At 66.9% G+C, this 17,913-nt stretch carries 13 protein-coding genes; all 13 read left to right on the forward strand.

The features are described from left to right. Positions 1 to 5 precede the first annotated feature (5 nt). The 13 genes from O6P37_RS10790 to O6P37_RS10850 all read left to right on the forward strand — a co-directional run bounded on the left by O6P37_RS10790 (position 6) and on the right by O6P37_RS10850 (position 17,904). A complete protein-coding gene (locus tag O6P37_RS10790) occupies positions 6 to 503 on the forward strand; it encodes a DUF6912 family protein (RefSeq protein WP_264010906.1) in 498 nt (165 codons plus the stop codon). 62 nt (positions 504 to 565) lie between these two features. Beyond that, positions 566 to 1,732, forward strand: a complete 1,167-nt coding sequence (locus tag O6P37_RS10795) for a ferredoxin reductase (protein WP_264010905.1) — start codon at positions 566 to 568, stop codon at positions 1,730 to 1,732. Between the two features lie 69 nt (positions 1,733 to 1,801). Further along, on the forward strand, positions 1,802 to 3,088 hold the full coding sequence (locus tag O6P37_RS10800; RefSeq protein WP_269894041.1) for a fatty acid desaturase family protein: 1,287 nt from the start codon (positions 1,802 to 1,804) through the stop codon (positions 3,086 to 3,088). Between the two features lie 184 nt (positions 3,089 to 3,272). Continuing rightward, positions 3,273 to 4,061, forward strand: a complete 789-nt coding sequence (locus tag O6P37_RS10805) for a class I SAM-dependent methyltransferase (RefSeq protein WP_269894042.1) — start codon at positions 3,273 to 3,275, stop codon at positions 4,059 to 4,061. 448 nt (positions 4,062 to 4,509) lie between these two features. After that, positions 4,510 to 5,673 carry a YhgE/Pip domain-containing protein gene (locus O6P37_RS10810; protein WP_269894043.1) on the forward strand — a complete coding sequence of 388 codons (1,164 nt, stop codon included), beginning with the start codon at positions 4,510 to 4,512 and terminating at the stop codon, positions 5,671 to 5,673. A gap of 19 nt (positions 5,674 to 5,692) precedes the next feature. Next, complete coding sequence (locus O6P37_RS10815) at positions 5,693 to 6,148, forward strand: limonene-1,2-epoxide hydrolase family protein (protein WP_269894044.1); 456 nt, start codon at positions 5,693 to 5,695, stop codon at positions 6,146 to 6,148. A gap of 90 nt (positions 6,149 to 6,238) precedes the next feature. Continuing rightward, positions 6,239 to 12,643: a type I polyketide synthase gene (locus tag O6P37_RS10820; protein ID WP_269894045.1), complete on the forward strand. Its 6,405-nt coding sequence runs from the start codon at positions 6,239 to 6,241 to the stop codon at positions 12,641 to 12,643. Positions 12,644 to 12,886: 243 nt separating this feature from the next. Then, the gene (locus O6P37_RS10825; protein WP_269894046.1) at positions 12,887 to 13,420 is read left to right on the forward strand and encodes a hypothetical protein; all 534 of its coding nucleotides are present in this window, start codon (positions 12,887 to 12,889) and stop codon (positions 13,418 to 13,420) included. Between the two features lie 6 nt (positions 13,421 to 13,426). Further along, positions 13,427 to 13,891 carry a type II toxin-antitoxin system Rv0910 family toxin gene (locus O6P37_RS10830; protein ID WP_269894047.1) on the forward strand — a complete coding sequence of 155 codons (465 nt, stop codon included), beginning with the start codon at positions 13,427 to 13,429 and terminating at the stop codon, positions 13,889 to 13,891. Positions 13,892 to 13,929: 38 nt separating this feature from the next. Then, a complete protein-coding gene (locus O6P37_RS10835) occupies positions 13,930 to 14,778 on the forward strand; it encodes an NRDE family protein (RefSeq protein ID WP_269894048.1) in 849 nt (282 codons plus the stop codon). Further along, positions 14,775 to 16,442: a long-chain-fatty-acid--CoA ligase gene (locus O6P37_RS10840; RefSeq protein WP_269894049.1), complete on the forward strand. Its 1,668-nt coding sequence runs from the start codon at positions 14,775 to 14,777 to the stop codon at positions 16,440 to 16,442. Before O6P37_RS10835 ends, O6P37_RS10840 begins: the two co-directional genes overlap by 4 nt. Beyond that, positions 16,439 to 17,380, forward strand: a complete 942-nt coding sequence (locus O6P37_RS10845) for a metallophosphoesterase family protein (RefSeq protein WP_269894050.1) — start codon at positions 16,439 to 16,441, stop codon at positions 17,378 to 17,380. The genes O6P37_RS10840 and O6P37_RS10845 overlap by 4 nt, the downstream gene beginning before the upstream one ends. A gap of 17 nt (positions 17,381 to 17,397) precedes the next feature. Continuing rightward, positions 17,398 to 17,904, forward strand: a complete 507-nt coding sequence (locus O6P37_RS10850; protein WP_269894051.1) for a hypothetical protein — start codon at positions 17,398 to 17,400, stop codon at positions 17,902 to 17,904. The last annotated feature ends 9 nt before the right edge of the window (positions 17,905 to 17,913 follow it).

The raw sequence follows: 17,913 nt of genomic DNA on the forward strand, positions 1-17,913 counted from the left end.
GCGGAATGCGTGTGTACATTCCGTCGACCCTCGCCCTGCTGCAACAGCTCGTCGCCGACGGGTCGGTGCACGCCCGCAGCGGCACGGCCTTCGCGGTGACCCCGACACTGCGCGAGGCCTACGCCGAGGGCGACGACGACGAGCTCGCTGAGGTGGCGCTGCGCGAGGCGGCGCTGGCGTCGCTGCGGCTGCTGTCCGGCCCGGACGGCGTGTCGGGACCGCCGCGCCGTGCGGTGCTGGTCGCCGACGTTCAGGACGCCACCGCCCGCCCCGACCTCGACGACGCGGTGGTGCGGCTCGCCGGCCCGGTGGCGCTCAGCGACGTGATCGCCGCCTACATCGACAACGCGGACGCCGAGGCGGCGGTGCGGCAGGCGGTCGGCGTGGTGGACGCGGCCGACCTGGGCGACGAGGACGCCGAACTGACCGTCGGCGACGCCCAGGACCACGATCTCGCGTGGTACGCGCCGCAGGAGTTGCCGTTCCTCCTCGAGCTGCTCTGAGGTGGTCCAGAGCTGAAGATCACACTGGATACGGAAGCGTAAGTTACGGTACCGTAGGTTTCATGGCCAAGAACACGATCAAGGTCGCGGCCAAAGGCGCCGACACGGTGCGCCCCGAGGTCGTCGGCGCCGAACGGCACCCCGGACTCCACGCGTTGCGCAAGCTCGTCGGACGCATCACCACGCCGCTGCTGCCGGACGATTATCTGCAATTGGCGAATCCGCTGTGGTCGGCCCGCGAGCTGCGCGGCCGGGTGCTCGAGGTCCGCCGGGAGACCGAGGACTCCGCCACCCTGGTCATCAAGCCCGGTTGGGGCTTCTCCTTCGACTATCAGCCCGGGCAGTACATCGGTATCGGGCTGCTCGTCGACGGTCGCTGGCGGTGGCGCTCATACTCGCTGACGTCGAGCCCGGTCACCGGGGCCGGCAAGCCGGCGATTGCGGGCCGCTCCGGGAAGATCATCACCATCACCGTCAAGGCGATGCCCGAGGGGTTCCTGTCGACACACCTCGTCGGCGGGGTGGCGCCGGGCACGATCGTGCGACTGGCCGCGCCGCAGGGCAACTTCGTGATGCCCGACCCGGCGCCGGCGTCGGTGTTGTTCATCACCGGCGGCTCCGGCGTCACGCCGGTGATGTCGATGCTGCGCACGCTGGCCCGCCGCGATCAGATCACCGACGTCGTCCACCTGCACTCCGCACCCACCGAGGCCGACGTGTTGTTCGGCGCGGAACTGGCCGAGCTGCAGCGCACCCATCCGGGGTACCGGTTGACGTTGCGCGCCACCCGCACGCAGGGCCGGCTGGACCTGGGCCGGCTGTCCGACGAGGTGCCCGACTGGCGTGACCGCCAGACATGGGCCTGCGGACCGGAGGGCATGCTCAGCGACGCCGAGAAGATGTGGTCGGCCGCGGGCGTCGACGACCGGCTGCACCTGGAGCGGTTCGCGGCGGTGCGCACCGCGGTGCACGGTGACGGCGGCTCGGTGGCCTTCGCCCGCAGCGGGAAAACCGTCCGGGTGGACGCCGCGACGTCACTGATGGACGCGGGGGAGAAGGCCGGGATCCAGATGCCGTTCGGCTGCCGGATGGGCATCTGTCAGTCCTGCGTCGTCGGCCTGGTCGACGGATATGTCCGCGACCTGCGCACCGGCGTAGAGCACGAGCCGGGTACCCGGGTGCAGACGTGCATCTCCGCGGCATCCGGCGACTGCACACTGGACGTTTAGTCGTTACTGGCTGGTAACCTACGGGATCGTAGGTTACGCTAGCGTAGGTACCACGAAAGGAGGCACACGATGGCAATCACGGACGTACCGGCATTCGCGCACCTGACCGAAGCCGACATAGACAATCTGGCTCTCGAGCTCGACACGATCCGCCAGGACATCGAGGACTCCCGGGGTGAGCGCGACTCGCGCTACATCCGGCGCACCATCGCCGCGCAGCGGGCCCTCGAAGTGGCCGCCCGCCTGACGCTGGCCGCGAGTTCGAAGCGTTCCGCCTGGTGGGCCGGCACCGCCGCCCTGGGCGTGGCCAAGATCATCGAGAACATGGAGATCGGCCACAACGTCATGCACGGCCAGTGGGACTGGATGAACGATCCGGAGATCCACTCGTCGACGTGGGAGTGGGACATGGGCGGGGCCTCAAAGCATTGGCGGTTCACCCACAACTTCATGCATCACAAGTACACCAACATCCTCGGCATGGACGACGACGTGGGCTACGGCCTGCTGCGCGTCACCCGGGATGCGAAGTGGAAGCCGTTCAACCTCGGCAATCTGCTGTACAACACGATCCTCGCGCTCGGTTTCGAGTGGGGCGTCGGTCTGCAGCACGTCGAGCTCGGGAAGATCTACAAGGGCCGCGACGACCGGGACGAGAGCAAGATCCGGGCGCGGGAGTTCGCCGTCAAGGCGGGCGCCCAGCTGGCCAAGGACTACGTCGCCTACCCGGCGCTGACCTCGCTGTCGCCCGGCGCGACCTACCGGTCGACGCTGACGGCGAATGCGGTGGCGAACGTGATCCGCAACGTCTGGTCGAATGCCGTGATCTTCTGCGGCCACTTCCCCGACGGCGCAGAGAAGTTCACCAAGACCGACATGGTCGGCGAGAGCAAGGGTCAGTGGTACCTGCGCCAGATGCTGGGCAGTGCCAACTTCGAGAACGGCCCGGTGCTGCGCTTCATGAGCGGCAACCTCTGCCACCAGATCGAGCACCACCTGTACCCGGACCTGCCGAGCAACCGGTTGCACGAGATCTCGATCCGCGTGAAGGAGATCTGCGACAAGTACGACCTGCCCTACACCACGGGCTCGTTCCTGGTGCAGTACGGCAAGACGTGGCGCACCATCGCCAAGCTGTCGCTGCCGGACAAGTACCTGCGCGACACCGCCGACAACGCTCCCGAGACCCGCAGCGAGCGGATGTTCACCGAGCTCGAATCCGGTTTCGCCGGAACGGATCCCGAGACCGGGCGTCGTCGCGGGCTGAAGAGCGCCATCGCGACCGTGCGGTCGTGGCGGAGCGACAGGCGCGCGGCGAAGGCCGCAGGCGTGGCCGAGGCCCGACAGGCCGCCTGACAGAGCGAACCACAGCCCGCCCGGTGCACTGCGCCGGGCGGGCTCTCGTTTGTCCGCCCCGCGCCGCCGCACGAGCGGGCGGTGATCCGCGAAGTCGTGTGGACATCCGGTCGAGAGCCGTCGGCACCGTGCGGGTTTCAGCATGATCTTTACAAGATCAGTTCTGATTGATAAATATGTGGCCATGGGGAAGGCCGGGGGCGACACCCTTCAGGGGGTGTCGGAGACGACGCTGTGGACGCTGCACAACCGCGCAAGCGAAGCGATGCGGGCGGACCGCCTGATCGACGACCCGCTCGCTGTCAGCATTTTCGAGTCGATCGACTTCGACTTCCGCAAGTTCGGTCCGCCGACCCTGTATCACCCGCTTCGGGCCCGAGCTTTCGACACCGAACTCGGAAAGTACCTGGCCGATCATCCGCGTGCGGCGGTGGTCGCACTCGCCGAAGGGCTGCAGACGACGTTCTGGCGGGTGGACAACGGCCAGTTGACCTGGCACTCGGTCGATCTGCCGCCGGTGATCGAGCTTCGCCGTCAACTGCTTCCGCAGGAGCCACGCATCAGGACCGTGGCGCAGTCGGCCTTCGATCTGTCCTGGATGGATGAGGTGGAGGCCACCGACGGCGTGTTCATCACGGTCGAGGGCCTGTTCATGTATCTGGAGCCCGAGCAGGTGTATGGCCTCATCGGTGCCTGTGCTGCGCGATTTCCTGGCGGCCGCATGATTTTCGACAACCATCCGCCATGGATGAGTCGGCGCGCCCAGCACGGATTCCGATTGTCCGAGCGTTACACCACGCCACCGATGCCGTTCTCGCTCAGCTACGAGGATGCTCAGGCTATGACCTCGATACCCGGAGTCGCCGGTGTCGATGACATCGATCTCCCTGCGGGCCGGGGCATCTGGCGTGTGATCGACAAAGGCGCATCACGCCAGACACGACCGGCGTTGACGCTTCTGCATTTCGGCTGACCGCGTCACCGATTACCGTCGGCCGGCCCTGTGTACTTCGGCCGTCGCCCGCGGTTCGGACCGAGCTGTCGCCGGTGTTCGTGCTGGAACGCGGCGTCCGGGTCGACGTGGTGACGGCGCCCATGAATGGCTTCACCGTTCGCAAATAGCGCACCGAATAGCAGTAGCCGTCAATGTGATCAAATTGCTGCTGCTCTTTTTATGGCTCACAAAATAGCGGTTGGCGACAATTAACGGACGTCACTGGAAAGGGGCATCCGGCGCTCCATGGCCGAGCCGGATAGATTCAATTCAAACCGTCTGACCAGGCATGATAGATGTTTGAATACTGACACACTTGCAGAATAAGAATGGTTATGCCACTCGAATGCCATCGACCGATGGAGTCAATGAATTAAATCGAGGAGAACGCTGGACAGAGTTGACCCAAAGCCATAGGGTCGACCGCATGCCAATGCGCGTCAGAGCGTTCCTCACGGCCGCCTTGGTGGCTATCGGAGGATCTGGCGTGCTCATTGTTTCGACGATGGGGCGCGATCAACTGGAACGTATTGCATTGGTGAATGAGGACGCCGGCCCCATCGGGCACCGAATAATTGACGCGCTTGCGGGCACCGGTCGATTCGCCATCGAATCGCCGAAATCCGGGGGTCACCCCAGGCCGCTGTACGGGGCGACGATCGTTCTGTCGCCGGATCTGTCCGCGTCCATCGGATCGGTCACCTCGAGTGATCCGCGCCGCGCTCGCCTCGAGGTCGAGATCGACCCGCGAGCCGATGAAGCCCGCGTCGACAATGCCGTCGCCGAGGTCACCAGCCATGTCCGTCTCGAGGGGATCCGGGAAACGCTGTCGACTGTGCGTGCCGCCCGCGAACTGATCGGACAAGCGAGCCTGACAACCCGTGTGCTCCGCGCGGGAGTAGACGACGCCGTCGGCACATCACAGCAGTTCCGTGCGGACGCCGACCATATGCTGACATCACTCGGCCAAGCCAAACGCCGTGCTCTCGAGGTGCAGTCGCAAGTCGCCGAACTCGACACCGTCGCCGGCGAGCTCGGGTCCCGCCTCGAGGAGGTGGCGGCCGCCCTCGACAGGACCGGGGTCACCGTCGGACAGCTCATCGACGGAACATCGCAGGTGAACGCAGGTCTGGCGCAAGCCGTTCCTGCTCTGCGGTCGCTACCCTTCGCGCAGGACCCGGCCGTGGCGCCGATCATCACCAAGCTGGAGGCCCTGCAGGCCCTCGCTGCGCAGACCGACGATCAGGTGTACGGGTTCGCGAAGCTCGCGGGCGTCCCGGTCGAGCCCGAGACCCGGTTGAGCGCCTTGGTCAGCGATGCTGTCGCTCGCCTGACGAACACGCGGGACGAGCTCAACGCCAGTGTCGAGTTCGCCCGATCGGTCCCGAAGTTGGCCGACGAGGGCGCGACCCAGTTGATCGCCGCCCAACGGCAGCTCGACAACGGCCTCACCAAGATGGGCACCGTCCTGGGCAACCTCGACGAGCTGACCGCCGGCGCGTTGAGTGCGTTGCCAGAACCGGGACGCGAGATGGATGCGATCGCTGCGGTCGTCGACCAGCCCGTCGACATCGTCCGAACACAAGTTTGAATAAAGGGGAACAGCACCGGTGGTCGACCCAGATACCGTGGTCTGCACAATGTTGGACGATTGGACCAACGCCAATCGCGATGCCACCAAAATGGCGTCTCATTTTGCCGAGGACGCCATTTACAAGCCCATGCCCGCGCTCGCGCCGGTTACCGGCCGAGCAGCGATCAAACAATTTACGGCACGAATTCTCGCGGCCTTTGATTCAGTCGAGATAAACATTCACTTCCAAAGCCTGCAAGACGATATTGTGATGAACGAACGGACCGACGTGTTGAGGCGTCGTGACCGCGTCATCGAAGTGCCGGCGATGGGCATATTCCGGGTCGAGAACGGTCTCATCGTCGAATGGCGGGACTATTCCGACATGGGTGCGCTGCTCGACGGATTCAATTTCGGTTCGAACGCCTCGCCGGCGAAAACGAAAAGGTTCTGGTCGCGCGGGCGCGGCGACACTGTCACGCCGACCAGATGACATCAGAACCGATCGATTCGGCTCGACCAGCCGATGACTGAACTGCCGCGGCGATGCGCCGTGACACGTATCTCGAGGGGAACCAGAAGTATGTCTGCTCCGAACACTGACGACGACATCGCAATCGTCGGCATCAGCTGTCGCTTCCCCGGTGGAATCCAGTCGGCCGCGGACCTCTGGAACTTCGTCGCGACCGACCAGCACGTCTCCAGCGATTTCCCACCTGACCGACCGATGCCCGAGATGATCGGCATCGCATCCCCGGATGCCATCGCTTCATTCGCCCCCAAGGGCGGATTCATCGACGAGCCAGGCGCATTCGACGCCGAGTTCTTCGGCATCAGTCCCCGCGAAGCCAAGGCCATGGACCCACAGCAGCGGGTGTCCCTGGAGCTGTGCTGGCAGGCACTTGAAGATGCCGCGATCGACCCACACCGTCTTCGCGCGTCGCGCACAGGCGTTTATGTCGGCGCGATGACCGGTGACTACGCCTATCTCGCGGTGGGCCGGCAAGATCTCGATCCCGGATACATCGCCACCGGCGCCAGCCAGAGTGTGCTTTCGGGCCGCATCTCCTACCTGTTCGGATTCCAAGGCCCGTCGATGACCATCGACACCGCGTGCTCGTCGTCGTTGGTGGCAATGCACATTGCGGCGAATGCGCTTCGCGCGGGCGAATGCTCTTTGGCGCTTGCCGGCGGAGTGACGATCATGTCGACGCTCACGAGTTTCTATGCACTCGGTCAACACGGCGCTGTCTCACGCGATGGCCGAAGCAAGGCGTATTCGTCCAATGCCGACGGGTTCTGTGTATCCGAGGGCGGTGCCGTGCTGGTTCTCGAGCGGATGTCGGACGCACAGCGCAACGGACACCGAATCCTCGCGCTGCTGCGCGGCTCAGCGGTGAATCAGGACGGCGCGTCGAACGGACTCACCGCGCCCAGTGCTCCCGCGCAGATGAATCTCATCCGCGACGCCTTGGACAGCGGCGCCCTGACCGTGTCGGACGTCGACGTGCTCGAGGGACACGGCACCGGAACACCGGTCGGAGACCCGCTGGAACTGGAGGCCCTCTTCGCCACGTACGGCCAGCGCGGACCCGATGACGGCCCGCTGTTGCTGGGCTCCATCAAATCCAACTTCGGCCATGCCCAGGCTGCGGCCGGAACCGCCGGAGTCATCAAGATGGTGGAGGCGATGCGGCGGGGCGTCGTTCCCGCCACTCTGCATGTCGCCGAACCGACTTCGAGTGTCGACTGGTCCGCAGGCGCGGTGGAGGTGGTCACGGAAACACGGGATTGGCCCGAACGTGGGCGACCGCGTCGAAGTGCGGTGTCGTCGTTCGGGATCAGCGGCACCAACGCCCACGTCATCCTCGAGCAGGCGCCAGAGAACACCGCCGAGGACGGCGACGCGCCCCGCACCCTGGTGACCGACGATGTCATCCTCACCGTCTCCGGGCGTTCAGAGGCGGCGCGCACCGAGCAGGCGGCACGGCTGGCCGCACACCTGCGCGCTCACCCGGAGCAGGATCAGCGCACCGTCGCGCGCGCCCTGGGCACCAGCCGCTCGTCGTTCGAATATCGCGCCGCGGTCGTCGGGTCCGACCGCGCGTCTTTGGAATCTGACCTGGCGAGCATCGGCGACGGTCATCTGCTGGGAACCATTCACGGGGTGGCGATGGACCACAAGGTGGTCTTCGTCTTCCCCGGCCAAGGCGGACAGTATCCGGCCATGGGCGCGCGCCTCATGCGCGAATCCACCGTGTTCGCCGACCACATCCGCGCTTGCGACGACGTGTTGTCCCGCTACATCGACTGGTCGGTCACCGACATGCTGCTCGGCGGTGACAACACGGCTGACGTCCGACGGGCCGATGTCATCCAACCGTTGCTCTTCGCCACCATGACCGGAATCGCGAAGGTGTGGAAATCGATCGGAGTCCAACCCGATGCGGTGCTGGGTCACTCCCAGGGGGAACTCGCCGCGGCTTACACGGCGGGCATCCTGTCCCTCGAGGACGCCGCCCGAATCACAGCCCTGCGCAGCGTCGCGGTGACGAAACTGGCGGGCACCGGCGCCATGGCATCGATCAACGCCTCCGCGGATCGCATCGATGAGCTCGCCGCCGACCTCGATGACATCGGCGTGGCGGCGGTCAACTCCTCCCGCACCACCGTGATGTCGGGCGCCACGGCCTCGATCGCGCAACTCTGCGAGCGGTGCGAGCGCGACGGCATCCGGTTCCGGACGATCGACGTGGATTACGCGGGGCACTCCAGCCACATCGACGTTCTGCGCGAGGACGTGAAAGACATTGCCGCGTCGGTCGACCCGCAGTTCAGCGACACCGTCATCTTCTCCACTGTCGTCGGCGACGCCGTCGCCCCCGGCAAACTCGGACCGGAATACTGGTTCCGCAACCTGCGCGACGTCGTCCGCTTCCGCGACGCCGTGGAGGCTGCCTACGCGGCCGGTTACACCGCGTTTCTCGAGATGCGGCTGCAGCCGGTACTCACCGCGGCGATGTATGAGACGTTCGAGGAGCAGGGCGCCGACAGTGACTTCGTCTTCGCGGTCGGCTCGGCGACGCGCGAGGACGACGGTGTTCACGGCTTCCTGACCTCAGTGGCCAGTGCCTACGTCCGTGGCGTCGCTCCCGATTGGGACGCCCTGTTCGCCGACGCGCCGAGTGAGGCGGTCGAGCTTCCCGGATATCCGTTCCAGCGGGAGAACTTCTGGTTGGCTGGAGGCGGAGCCGTCCGCGGTGGGCAGCCGTCGGCCTTCGGTCTGACCGACCCTGAGCATCCGTTGCTCGGCGCCATCACCGCCGTACCCGGCGCCGACAGGTACCACTTCAGCGCGCGGTTGTCGCTGTCCGATTACCCATGGCTGGCCGACCACGCGCTCAACGGCACGGTCCTCGTGCCCGGGGCGATGCTGTTGGAGTTGGCGTTGCAGGCGGGCCACAAGGTGGGCAGCCCGCGGGTCGACAAGTTGACGATGCACACCCCGATCGCCCTACCGACGACCGGTGCGGTGCAACTGCAATTGCTCGTCGGTGAACCCAAGCGGGGTCGCAGGCCGGTCTCGATCTATTCGCGCCCGGAGCCGGAGAAGTCGTCGACCTCCGAGCCGCTCTACACCCTGCACGCCGACGGCGTGCTCACCACTCCCGCCGGCGACAGCGGTGATGCACCGGGCATGGAGTTCTGGCCGCCGACCGGGGCGAAGATGGCACTCGACACCACCGAGGCGTACACGATGCTGGCGGCTCTCGGGTACCAGTACGGCCCGGTTTTCCAAGGAATGCGCAATGTCTGGCGCCGTGGCGACGAGGTGTACGCCGAGGTGGCCCTGCCCGACTCGATCCGCGACGCCGACAAGTACGGACTTCACCCGGCCCTGCTCGACGCGGCGATGCAGACGATCGTCGCAGCCGCCGAGAGCACCGGGCTCACCGGGCTTGCACTGCCGTACCGGTGGGAGAACGTCTCTCTGTTCGCCGTCGGCGCCAGCGCGCTGCGGGTGCGCATCAGCCCCGCCGGGAAGGACCGGGTGAGCTGGCTGCTCTCCGACAGCAGTGGACGCACCGTCGGGACCGGGGTGCTGCAACTCCGAACCGTCGCGGTGGACAAGCTCGCCGAACGCGGATTGTCGGAGAAGAAGAACTCGCTGTTCCAGGTGGACTGGATGCGCGTGACAGTGCCCGCCGGTCGTCGCCCGAAGGCCGCGGAGTGGGCAGTGGTCACCGACCGGCATGCCGACACGGCCGCCGGCGAGGTGATCGCCGAGCGGCACGGCCTCCAGAGCCACCAGGACATCACCGCCCTTGCGTCGGCGATCGACCTGGGCCACCCCTCGCCGGCTGTCATCGTGTGGTCGGCGATCGAGGCGTCCACCTCGGTCGATGTGCGTGACCGCCTGGTGTGCACGCTCCAGCAACTTCAGCAATGGTTGGCCTCGGAACACTTCGCCAACAGCCGGCTGGTCATCCTCACGCGTGGCGTGCATTCGCTGGACAACAGCGGCGGCCTGACCGACCTCGCCGGCGCTGCGGTGTGGGGCCTCGTCCGCAGCGTTCAGTCCGAGAACCCGGACCGGATCGTGCAGATCGACCTCGACAACGCCGACATCACGTTCGACACCATCGCCACCGCGATCGCCGCCGAGGAGCCCGAACTGCTGTTGCGTCGTGGCGACTTCTACGGCAGGCGAATCCGGGCCGAGCTCGACAACGCGATTCAGGTCGGCGAGCGGCTGCGGTCGGGGTGGTCGCTGAACCTGCCGCAGACCGGAAACCTGGAAGATGCATCCATCGTCGCCGAAGAGCGGATCGCCGACGCGTCGCTCCCACCCGGGACGGTGTCGGTAGAGCTACGCGCGGCGGGCATCTCCTTTCCCGTGGTCCTCGCCGAACTGGGCCGCCCGGCGGGTGTCCCGTCGGTCAGGCACGGCGGCGCCGGCGTCGTGCGCGCTGTCGCCGACGGCGTCACCGCGTTCGAAGTCGGCGATCGCGTCTTCGGACTCGTCGACGACATCGGGGACACTGCTGTCGCCGACGAGCGCGTGCTGGCGGTCATGCCGCCGGCGTGGTCGTTCGCCGAGGCCGCGACGGCACCGGTCGCCTACCTCACCGCGGCCCACGCAATGGACATCGCCGAACCGCAACGGGGCCAGTCGATCCTGATCCATTGCGCCACGAGCGGGGTGGGTACCGCTGCCGTGAACCTCGCGCGACGGGCCGGTCTCGACGTGTTCGCCACAGCCAGCCGCGACAAGTGGCCGACGCTCCGCGATCGCGGTTTCGACGCCGAGCGCGTCGGTGATTCGCGGTCGGCGGCCTTCGGTCAGCAACTCTTGTCGGCACACGGGGGAGCCGACATCGTCTTCAACATGGTGACCGAGGACCTCACGGCCGCGGCCCTGGAGGTCGTCAAACCCGGTGGGCGCTTCATCGAGATCGGCCGCGCCACCGTGCTCGACGACCAGACCGCCGAGGTATGCCGGCCCGACATCACCTATCGCACATTCGAACTGACCGACATTGCACCCGATCGGGTGCGGACGATGCTGTCGGAGCTGGCGGCCGCCTTCGCCGGCGGGGAGCTTGCGGCGCTTCCGGTGACGTGCTTCGACGTGCGGCAGGCGGGGACGGCATTGCGCCATGCCGGCGAGTCGCACCGGGTCGGCACCGTGGCGCTGACCTGGCCCGCCCCCTTCGACCCAGCGAAAACCGTCCTGGTCACGGGCGGGACCGGCGCCATCGGCCGCGTGGTCGCCGGACACCTTGCGCAGCGCTACGGGGCCCGTCACCTGTTGCTCACCAGCCGAACCGGGCCGGCGGCAGAAGGCATGGAAGAGTTCGTCGCCGACATGGCCGCTGGCGGAGTGGACGTGGAGGTAGCAGCATGCGACGTGGCGGACAGGTCGGCGCTGGAGGGGCTGCTGAGCCGGATACCCACCGACCGGCCGCTCGGGGCGGTCATCCATCTCGCAGCCACGCTCGCCGACGCGACCCTGCCGAGCCTGACCGCTGAGCACATCGACGCCGTGCTTCCCGCCAAGGCCGTCGGTGCCCAGAACCTGCATGACGCGACCAGCAGACACAACTTGTCGATGTTCGTGATGTTCTCCTCGGCCGCAGGGACTTTCGGTGCGCCCGGGCAGGCGAACTACGCGGCGGCGAACACGTTCGTCGATGCGCTGGCGCAGCACCGCTACAGCCGCGGTCTGCCTGCGACGTCGATGGCGTGGGGCTGGTGGGCGGAGGTGTCGGCGAACACCAGCACCCTCGACGAGACGGACCGGGCCCGGCTGACGCGTATCGGCATCGTCCCGATGCCGTCGGCGGCGGCCCTGGACATGTTCGACGCCGCAGTCGCCACCGGTCTGCCCTACCTGGTGCCGATCGGGATGAATCTCGGCCTGCTGCGGGCCGCCGCGGCGGTCACCGAACTCCCGCCGCTGTTCCGCGCGTTGTTGCACATCCGGCCGCGAGCGACTCAGCAGATGGGTGACTCCGGCGAGCTGGCGAAGCGACTGGTGGGCCTGGACGCCGAGCAGCAGCACTCGACGATCATCGATCTGCTTACCGTCCCGATCGCCATGGTGCTCGGCTACTCATCGCCATCAGACGTGACGCCAGACCGCGAATTCCATGACATGGGAATTGATTCGCTGAGTTCAATAGAGTTGGGCACCCACCTGCGCGCCATCACCGGACTCAAGCTGTCCAACTCGGTGATCTTCGAGTATCCGACCGTCAGTCTGCTGGCCCGCCATGTGCTGAACCAGCTTGCGCCGGACGACGCGGACCGGTCCGACCCGATCCTGGCCGAGCTGGAGATGCTGCTCGAGAAGCTCTCCGACATCCATACCGAATCACCGGTACCAGTCGAGGTCGTCGATCGGCTCAGTGCATCGCTCGGACGCCTGCGGGTGGACACCGCCGACGGTACCGGGGATCGCCAATCCGTCAGCCTCGACGCCTGATCAGGGGAGACCAGTCATGACCCACGCAGAATCCACACAGTGTGACCTCGAGCGGGAATTGGGAATCGACTTGCCTGCGGCGCGTGGGCTTCCGCCGCAGGCGCGATCCGATTTTCTCTTCGTCGTCCGGACCGCACTGGAACGGGAACGGGCTCACGCCCGCTCGGACATGGACGCCAAGCTCGCGGGACGGTCGGCGCTGACCCGATTCGCCGTGCGCACAACGGTTATCGGGAGGCGCAAATGAGCGATCCGCTGGTCGACCACGAGATCAACGAATTGGCGGTCGTCACACAGGTTCCCGTCGACCGTATCGGCTACCTGGCCGTGCTCGGGGCCGACGACCTGCACATTCTGCGCAAAGCAGTCACCATCAAGCTGCATGAGCGATATTCGGCAGATTACCGCCGACTGGGCCTGATGGTCCGCTTCATGCCCAAGCGGATCGCAGCGCGGATCGGGGTGAAGCTCCTCCCGCCCCGTATCCTCGGCCGCGCGGCAGGCCCGGTGTTCCACAGCAGAACGGGGCGCACCCTGGCCAAGATGTCCGACATCCCGCCCGAGGTGATCGCGGAGGCGGCACCGTTCATGGACCCCCGCACCATCGGGCGGGTCGCCGCCGAAATCCCCACCAGCTCACGTGAACTGGTGAACGGGATCATGGACGAGCTGATCCGCCGCGATGATCTCGCGACCATCGACAGGCTGCTCCTCTACATGGGTGACGATGCCGACGAACCGCACGGGCCCGCGGCCGCCACCCACGACCGGATGTGAGCCGCCGTGGCGAAGATCGACGTCGAACAGACCTTCGCGGTACCGGCGGGTCTGCTGTACACCACCATCTGCGACATGGACTCCTGGAGCGAGTGGTTCAGCATGCACAGCGAGTTCGTCGAGAAGCCCCCGGACAAGTTGCGGGTCAACTCCCGCTACATCCAGGTCCTTCAGGTGATGGGTATGCCGTTCACGGTCGAGTTCACGGTCACCGAGTTTCGTCCGCCCCGCGAACTGGTCCTCGCCGGGCGGGGCTCTGCAGGCATGACCTGCACCTTCGCCTTCGGTGTGTCGCGCGCACCCGGGCCGGCCGGGACCACCTTGGCGATGACCGGCGAATTCGAGAGTCCGATGCTCAACGACCAGCTCGAGACGGTTCTCGTGGACACGCTGAGCAGCCAACTGACGCTGTCCCTGGAACGGCTCGCGGCGCTGGCCCGAGGGCGGGCAGCCCGAAAATCGGCCATCTGACCGGCGGGCCAAAGGACGTGCAAGGAGATTCTCGCATCGTGTGCCTGGTGCTCATCGGATGGCGCGCCCATCCGGATTACCGACTCATCGTCGCGGCCAATCGGGACGAATACCATGTCCGGCGGTCGACAGCCTTGCAAACATGGCCGGAGGCTCCGGGTCTCATCGCAGGCCGCGACCTCGACTGCGGATCTGCTGGGCCGGGGATCTGGCTGGGTCTGCGACGCGACGACCCCGAGTACCGGTTCGCGGCGATCACCAACGTCCACGACGGCGGCCAAGCGCGGCCGGACGCCGGATCGCGGGGTGGCATCGTCCGGGACTTCCTCTGCGAGAACCGGGATTCGCCCCAGCAGTACGCACATCGCGTCACATCCGCGGCCGACGAGGCCTTGCCCGGCTACCAGCTCCTGGTGTGCGACCTGCGGGACCTGTGGTGGGCGGGCAACAGGTCGACGTCCTCGCCGCGGCGACTCGATCCGGGCTTCCACGCTGTCGGCAACGATGCCGAACCCCACGCCGTCAACGACGAGGGCGCCGCGGCAGAAGGTGCCGCCTCGCTCAAGGCCCGTCGCGGTCTGGAAGCGTTCGCCGCGACCGTCGCCACCACGACCGGCAGCATCGAGAGTTACTTCACGATGCTGTCCGACCGGACACCGGTGCCAGCCGATGGTGGGTCGGCGGGCGGGCTTCCGCCGACGCTGCACCGGATGTTCTCGGCGCGATTCGTGTCCAACTCCCTGTACGGCACACGTTGCAGCACCGTCGTTCTCATCCGCGAGGACGGAACCTACACCGTTGCGGAACGCTCATACGGGCCGCGAGGTAGGCGAGTCGACGACGTCGCGTTCGAGGGCCGGATGGCGACGGTAGGTGGCCTGCGATGAGCAGATTCAGCGAGGCGATCGCTGCAGCAGCGCAGAATTCCGGCAAGGGGCTGCGCGTCGTCCGGCCGGACGGGCGGAACACGCACCTCGGGTGGTCGGACGTCCGGGATCGCGCCCAGCACATCGCCGGGGCGTTGCATGAGCGCGGCGTCGGGCCCGGCGACAGGCTCGCCGCGCTGGTGAGCGACCCGTCCGAGGTGGCGCCGCTGGTGCAGGCGGTGTGGATGCGCGGTGCGGCGATCACGATGCTGCAGCAACCCACGCCCCGCGCCGACCTGCAGGCGTGGGTGCAGTCCACCCTCGCCATGGTCGGTGTGCTCGATCCCAGACTGTGCGTTCTCGGAGGACAATTCGTCGATCTGGCCGCCACCTTGCGGGACGCCGGGGTCGTCACCGCCGTCGTCGATGACCTCGACGGCGGCTCGCCCATCGCCGCGGTGTCCTGCGACGAGGAAGCCGATGCCCTGCTGCAATTGAGTTCGGGGTCGACCGGCACGCCGAAGGTCGTGGCCATCACCCATCGCGGCATGTTCGAGAACTGGTCCGGAATCGCCGGTGTCTACGGCGTCGAACCGTCAGACGTGCTCGTGAGCTGGTTGCCGCTGTTCCACGACCTCGGGATGAACATCTTCATGGCCGGGCCGATGCAGTCCGGGATGGACGTCGTGACCGTCTCTCCGGATTACTTCCTGACCACACCGTCGATATGGCCGGAGTTGATCACCGAGTACCGCGGCACGATGACCGGTGGGCCGAACTTCGCCTATGCGGTGATGGCACGCACGCTGGCGACCGCCGACCGGGGCGCATTCGACCTGTCACACTTGCGGATCGTCGTCAGCGGCGGCGAACCCATCGACGCGGGGACACTACGCCGGCTCGTCGACGCCGGCAGTCGGTTCGGGCTGCGGGAGACCTCGTTCGTCGTCGGCTACGGAATGGCCGAAGCGACCCTGGGCATCTGTGGGACACACCCGGGGTCACCGATCCCCACCGAGACCATCGACGTCGACCGGCTGGAGAGCGACGGGTACGCGGCGGTGGCGCCCCTGCAAGGGGGGTATCGCAGGCGCGAGATGGTGGTGCTCGGGCGGCCGGTGCCTGGCATGGGTGTCCGGGTGGTCGACGAGAGCGGAGACCGGTTACCACCGCGCAGCGTCGGCGAGCTACAGATCCGCGGCGGGGCTGTCACCAAACGCTTTCGCACCGTCGACGGCTGGCAGGACGCCTGCGACAGCACCGGGTGGCTGGCCACCGGCGATCTGGGATACCTCACCGACGCCGGCGAGATCGTCATCTGTGGCCGCAAGAAGGACACCATCATCGTCGCCGGTCGCAAACTGTTCCCCACCCACATCGAGTGGGCCGCCGGTCAGATCGACGGTGTCCGCAGTGGCAACGCCGCAGCGGTGCGCATCACCGTCGACGAGCGGGAACACTTCGCGGTCGTCGTCGAGTCACGTGCACACACCGACGCCGACCAAGTCGCGCGTATGCGGCAGGCGATCACCCTGCGGGTCCTCGAGGAGGTCGGCATCGCGCCCAAGAACGTCCTGGTGGTGGGACCGGGCCAGGTGCCGAAGACCTCCTCGGGCAAGGTGCGGCGCACGGCGGCCGCCGCTCTGCTCGACGTCGTCACCGAACCGGCCACCGGGGCGCGGTGATGGGCGCGCTGCTGGCGGTGTCGGATCTGCATATCGGCCACCGGGGCAATCGCGATGTCGTGGAATCGATCACGCCGCACTCACCCGATGACTGGCTCATCGTCGCCGGTGATGTCGGCGAGAAGATGGCCGACATCGTTGCGACGTTGCAGCTGTTGCGGGAACGTGTCGCGAAGCTGATCTGGGTGCCGGGAAACCACGAATTATGGTCTTTGGCAACAGATCCGGTCCGGTTGCGTGGCGAGGACCGATACCGGCATCTCGTCGACCTGTGCCGCCGCCTCGACATCACGACGCCCGAGGACGACTTCCCGGTGTGGCCGGGCGGAGGGACCGCCGCGCCAGCCGTGGTCGCCCCGCTGTTCCTGCTGTACGACTACTCGTTCCTGCCCGCGGGAGCGCGCGACCGCGCTGAGGGGCTCGCGCTCGCCGAACGGCACCGTGCCGTTGCGGCGGACGAACACCTTCTCGACCCACATCCGTACGATGATGTCGCGCAGTGGAGTGCCGCGCGGGTGGACTACACAGTTCGGCGCTTGGCGACGGTCGACCCGAAGATGCCGCTGGTGCTGGTGAACCACTATCCGTTGCGGCGTGAACCCACCCGGATGCTGCTGCGTTCGGAGTTCTCGATGTGGTGCGGCACCGTGCGCACCGAGGACTGGCATCGGCGGTACAACGTGGCGTGCGCGGTATACGGCCATCTGCACATCCGCCGGACCGACTACTTCGACGGTGTCCGATTCGAAGAAGTGTCGTTGGGATACCCGCGGGAGTGGCAACGTCGCGGGTGTCCCGATCCGATTCTGCGACAGATTCTTCCGGCACCGGCGCGGCCGCCGGTCACCTTCGGCGGCGGCCGCCGGGCGGTGACCGACCTGCACCGCGCCGTCACCCGACTGCTGCCGTTCCGGGCAAATCGGACACCGGCCACATGACCCCCCTAGGAGGAACCATGGATCGTCATCGGCTCTGGAGGGCTGCGCGGCTCCCGATCGGATTGACATGCCTCGTCGGCCTTCTCCTGGGATGCCAGGACCGGCAGGAGCCGGCCGTTCCGGTGCAGGCGCAGACCACCAGCACGGTCGCCGGTGACGGCCCGCCCATCCCAGTCCCCTCGCCGGGCGAACTCAACGCCGGCTTCATGATCGGCCTGGACCCGTCGACCTCGGAGGCGGTGCGCATCGCGGCCGTGGAGGGTTCCGACATCGATCCGCAGTTGCCCACTTTGCTCAAACAGGCCTCGGTCGAGAACGGCGTCAAGATCACCGTCACCGGCACCGAGTACGTCGGCGACGGTGTGGTGCACGCCAGCTCCGACATGCTCGTGCGGGGCAAGCCGGTGGAGGGCAAGGTCACGATACCGTTCGTCGCCAGCGACGGCCGGTGGAAGCTGCAGAAGGCGTGGGCGTGCCAGCAACTCGCCAATGCGAGTCTGCAGTCGCCGGCGTGCACGGGCTGATCGGGCGAG

The sequence above is a fragment of the Mycobacterium hippophais genome (assembly GCF_027529605.1).
Classification (GTDB): domain Bacteria; phylum Actinomycetota; class Actinomycetes; order Mycobacteriales; family Mycobacteriaceae; genus Mycobacterium; species Mycobacterium arseniciresistens.